The organism is Mesorhizobium sp. M7A.F.Ca.MR.148.00.0.0 (assembly GCF_003997735.1).
Classification (GTDB): domain Bacteria; phylum Pseudomonadota; class Alphaproteobacteria; order Rhizobiales; family Rhizobiaceae; genus Mesorhizobium.
Map to the genome: position 1 here is coordinate 1 of NZ_RZTB01000215.1, position 4,531 is coordinate 4,531.

The 4,531-nt window shown below is 63.4% G+C and carries 6 protein-coding genes; all 6 read left to right on the forward strand.

Annotated elements, in window-relative coordinates; genetic code table 11:
• Nucleotides 1–90 precede the first annotated feature (90 nt).
• Nucleotides 91–591 carry an Lrp/AsnC family transcriptional regulator gene (locus tag EOB49_RS32970; RefSeq protein WP_127271168.1) on the forward strand — a complete coding sequence of 167 codons (501 nt, stop codon included), beginning with the start codon at nt 91–93 and terminating at the stop codon, nt 589–591.
• Nucleotides 588–1,751: a saccharopine dehydrogenase family protein gene (locus tag EOB49_RS32975; protein ID WP_127326549.1), complete on the forward strand. Its 1,164-nt coding sequence runs from the start codon at nt 588–590 to the stop codon at nt 1,749–1,751. Before EOB49_RS32970 ends, EOB49_RS32975 begins: the two co-directional genes overlap by 4 nt.
• Before the next feature lie 111 nt (nt 1,752–1,862).
• Nucleotides 1,863–2,651 carry an ABC transporter substrate-binding protein gene (locus EOB49_RS32980; protein ID WP_127326548.1) on the forward strand — a complete coding sequence of 263 codons (789 nt, stop codon included), beginning with the start codon at nt 1,863–1,865 and terminating at the stop codon, nt 2,649–2,651.
• A gap of 150 nt (nt 2,652–2,801) precedes the next feature.
• Nucleotides 2,802–3,473 carry an amino acid ABC transporter permease gene (locus tag EOB49_RS32985; protein ID WP_127383421.1) on the forward strand — a complete coding sequence of 224 codons (672 nt, stop codon included), beginning with the start codon at nt 2,802–2,804 and terminating at the stop codon, nt 3,471–3,473.
• Nucleotides 3,470–4,144: an amino acid ABC transporter permease gene (locus EOB49_RS32990; RefSeq protein ID WP_127272108.1), complete on the forward strand. Its 675-nt coding sequence runs from the start codon at nt 3,470–3,472 to the stop codon at nt 4,142–4,144. Before EOB49_RS32985 ends, EOB49_RS32990 begins: the two co-directional genes overlap by 4 nt.
• Nucleotides 4,125–4,531: ATP-binding cassette domain-containing protein (locus EOB49_RS32995; RefSeq protein ID WP_245472949.1), on the forward strand; the 407-nt coding region annotated here is incomplete at its 3' end. The genes EOB49_RS32990 and EOB49_RS32995, both read left to right, overlap by 20 nt.

The following is a 4,531-nucleotide window of genomic DNA, read 5'->3' on the forward strand; positions in this document are numbered from 1 at the left end:
GCCTTGCTTTTCAAATATCCGTGACGTAGCTTGTTTGCACATTGGCAAAAAAATAGCCGAAGTTTTTTCCTTTTGTGAAAGACGGGGACTTTGCGGGAACATCTCGATCTGACCGATCGGCGGCTGGTCAAACAGCTGTCGCAGGATGCACAGCCGGGCATCAACCGCATCGCCGAGATGTTGGCGATTTCGGTGCCGACGGTGCGCACGCGGCTGCGCAACCTGCTCGACCGCAACCTGCTCAAGATCGTCGGCCTGCTGAACCTGACCGAGCGCCCCGAGCTGATCTCGGCCATTGTCGGCATCAATGCCCAGGGGCGCGGCCGGGCCCGCGAACTGGCACAGCGCATTTCCGAACTGCCCTTCGTCAACTCGGCTTCGGTGGTCACCGGACGCTTCGACATCATCGTCGACGTGACGGTGGCCGGTGACGTAGCCGATCTCTACCGCGTCACCAGCGAACTGATCCCCGGCGCCGGCGAGCCCGGCGAAGTCGTGCGCAGCGAAACCTTCGTCGTCATGGCGTCCTGCAACAAATGGGTCAGCCTGCCGGAAGGCTGCTGGTCGGACGACCGCAAGGAGCCGGCATGAAGATCGCGGTACTAGGCGGCCTCGGCCTGCAAGGTCGGGCGGCAATCGCCGACCTCGTCGCCAGCGTCGGCGTCGAGGAAATCGTCTGCGTCGATACCGCAGCGGATGGCCCGGCCCGGCTTGCCGGCCTGACCGATCTTGCCCGCGTGCGCTTCGTGGTGCCTGAAGGCGCGATCGGCCCGGCGCTGGCCACTGTGCTTGATGATGTCGACGCCGTCATCGACCTGTTGCCGCAGCCGCTGATGCGCCAGGCGGTGCAGGCCGCGATCGCCACGCGCACGCCGCTGGTCACCACCAATTACGCCAAGTCGATCGCCGACCTGGCGCCAGCCGCCGAACAGGCCGGCGTCTCGATCATGACCGAATGCGGGCTCGACCCCGGCATCGACCTCGTGCTGTACGCGCGCGCCGCCAGGCAGTTCGACTCGATTTCCTCGATCGATTCCTATTGCGGCGGCATCCCCGAGCCGAAGGCGATGGCCAAGCCGCTGTGCTACAAGGTGAGCTGGAATTTCGACATGGTCCTGGTCAGCCAGAACCGCGACAGCGTGATGATCGAGGACGGGAAACGCGTCGCGGTGCCGGCCGGCCAGCAGCACGACAATCCGTTCATCCATGAAATCGAGGTTGCGGGTCTGGGCAAGCTCGAAGCCTTCCCCAATGGCGATGCGCTGCATTATGTCGAGATGCTGGACGCCGCAAAAGCGCTGCGCCGCTCCGGCCGCTACACGCTGCGCTGGCCGGGATGGTCGGCCTTCTGGGCGCCGCTGAAGGAGCTTGGTTTCCTCTCCGAGGACAAGGTGCCCGGCACCTCCAACAGCCCGCGCGAATTCCTCGGCCGTCTGCTCGGCCCGCAATTGCAATACGGCCCGGGCGAAAAGGATCTTTGCGTGATGCGCAATGTCTTTTCCGGCCTCGAAGGCGGCCGCGCCAAGACCGTGACGTCGGACCTGATCATCGAGCGCGATCTCGTTTCCGGCCTGTTCGGCATGAGCCTCGGCGTCGGCTATCCCGCCAGCATCGTGGCGCAGATGCTCGCGCGGCGTGAGATCACCAGACCGGGCCTTTTGAACCCGCTGCTGGACGTGCCCGACATCAGGTTCTTCGACGAACTGGCCAAGCGTGGCATCACGGTTTCCGAGACGGTGGCACGGGACTGAGGAGAAAAGATTTTCGAACGGTGGCTGCCATCGGCAACGGCGCTGCCGCTCAAAAAGCACCCCAAAGGGTGAAAAACAACGTGGAACAATAAAACAAGGAGGAATACCGAAATGAAGATTGCCAGACTGTTTATCGCCGGGCTTGCACTCGCCGGGCTCACTGCCGCTGCCAGTGCCGGTACGCTCGACGACATCACCAAGCGCGGCGAGTTGCGCGTCGCCGTGCAGACTCAAGGGCCTCCCTTCTCGCTGGTCGGCGCCAATGGCGAACGCACCGGCAGTTCGGTGGAACTCGCCGAAATGATGGCCAAGGAAATGGGCGTCAAGATCACCTTCCTCGACTTCGACTGGGACGGCCTGATCCCGGCACTGCTGTCGGGCAAGGCCGACCTTCTGGTCGCCGACATGACACCGACGCTCGCGCGCGGCATGAAGGTCGCCTTCACCACGCCTTACATGTACACGGGCAGCACCGTCTTCACCAAGGCCGACAGCAAGTTCAAGACCACTGAGGACTGCAAGGCCAAGGGCACCAAGATCGCCGTGCTGCTCGGCGCCACCGGCGAGAAGGAAGCCAAGAAAGCCTTCCCCGACGCCGACATCAAGAGCTACAAGGGCGGCGGTCCGCTGCTGCTCGACGCCGTCAACAACGGCCAGGCCGATTGCGGCGTCAACGACGTCTCGGCGGTCAAGGGCCAGTCGACCGCCTATCCGGCCGGGAGCTTCACCATCATGCCGGACCTGTTGTCGAAGGAACCGCTTGCCTTCGCCACCCGCTATGACGAGCCGGACCTGCTGGTCTGGATGAACCTGTTCCTCAACCAGGTCACCATCGACGGACGCCTGCAGAAGAACCTCGACTACTGGGTCAATTCCGACGCCTGGAAGAAAGACCACTGAGGAATTGAAATAGCGAGTAGCGAGTAGCGAATAGGGAGTAGCGAATAGGGAATGGCCGTTCCGGCCATGCTTTTTGCTGCTCGCAATTCTCTACTCGCTATTCGCTACTCGCTACTCGCCCTTCCTGCACTCTGGGGATTGCACCCAACGATGCTCGAAAATTTCAGTTTCCGCACCATCGTCGAATATCTGCCGCTGTTCGGACAGGGCCTGATCACGACCGTCTGGCTGTCGGCGCTGTCCTTTGTCGGCGCGCTCATCGTCGGCATCGTGCTGTGCGCCATGAACCTGCAGCGCGGCTGGCTGTTTCGTGTGCCGGCCAAGGCCTATATCGATGCGGTGCGTGCCACGCCCTTGCTAGCGCAGCTCTATTTTCTCTATTTCGGCCTGCCCCGGCTCGGCTTCGTGCTGCCGGAACTCGTCATCGGCATCCTCGCGCTGTCGCTGAACAGCGGCGCCTATATCGCTGAAATCATTCGCGCCGGCATCCTGTCGATCCCGCGCGGCCAGGTCGAAGCCAGCGTCGCTTCGGGCATGACCTATGTCCAGCGCATGCGCTTGGTCGTCCTGCCGCAGGCCTTCAAGGTGACGATCCCGCCGCTGCTTGGCCAGGCGATCGTGCTGGTCAAGGATTCCGCCCTTCTGTCGCTGATCTCGGTTTCCGAACTGACGCGCGCCGGCCAATTGCTCGCTTCCGACCGCTTCATGCCGGCCGAAGGTTTCCTCACCATCGCCGCCTTCTACCTGCTGCTGTATTACGGACTGAAAGGACTGGCTGGCGTCTCCAGCCGCTGGCTCGGCACGGCGGGGGCGCGGACATGATCTGGCAACAACTGCAAAGCCTCGCCGGCTCTTATCCGCTGGCCCTGCGCGGCCTCGGCATGACCGTGATGCTGTCACTGATCAGCCTGGTGCTCGGCACCCTGCTTGGCTTCGGCCTCGGCATTCTGCGGACCGGCGGCAACCGGCTGATCTCGGGCTTGATCGGGGCCTGGGTCGACCTGATCCGCGGCACGCCGTTCCTGGTGCAGATCTTCCTGATCTTCTTCATCCTGCCTGAGTTCGGCATCGAACTCGATGCCTTCACCGCCGGCATCATCGCGCTGACCAACCTCGCCGCCTGCTTCATCTGCGAGATCGTCGTTGCCGGCATCCGCTCGGTGCCGACAGGTCAGGTCGAGGCGGCGCTGGCGTCCGGCCTGTCGCGCTTGCAGCGCATGCGCCAGGTGGTCCTCCCACAGGCGATGCGCATCGTGCTGCCGCCGCTGGTCGGGCAGTATGTGCTGCTGATCAAGGATTCTTCCGTCGTCTCGGCGATCGGGCTCACCGACCTCACCCGGGTTGGCTGGCTGGTGGTGCAGCGTGTGCCCAACGGCCTGCTGGTCTTCTTCCTCGTCGGCGTCGGCTATTTCATCGTCTGCTATCCGCTGATCATGCTGGCCCGCCGGCTGGAGCAGCGCATGGGCGCGGCGCATGGCGAGGTGCAGTTGTGACTTCCAACCCCAAAGGTCCAGAAAACATGACTGCGGCCCGAGCGGTTCCGGCAAGAGCACGCTGATCCGTTGCGTCAACGGCCTGGAGGCGATCAAGGACGGCGACCTCACCGTCGACGGCCAGCGCCTCGGCGACCCCGCCACCAACATGACGCAGCTGCGCACCGAGATCGGCTTCGTCTTCCAGTCGTTCAACCTCTACCCGCATAAGACGGCACTCGAAAACGTCACGCTCGCCCCAATCCATGTCCGCAAGATCCCGCGCGCCGAGGCTGAAAAAGCAGGCCGCGAATTGCTGGCCAAGGTTGGACTCGCCGATAAGGTCAATGCCTATCCCGCACAGCTCTCCGGCGGCCAGCAGCAGCGCGTGGCGATCGCGCGTTGCCT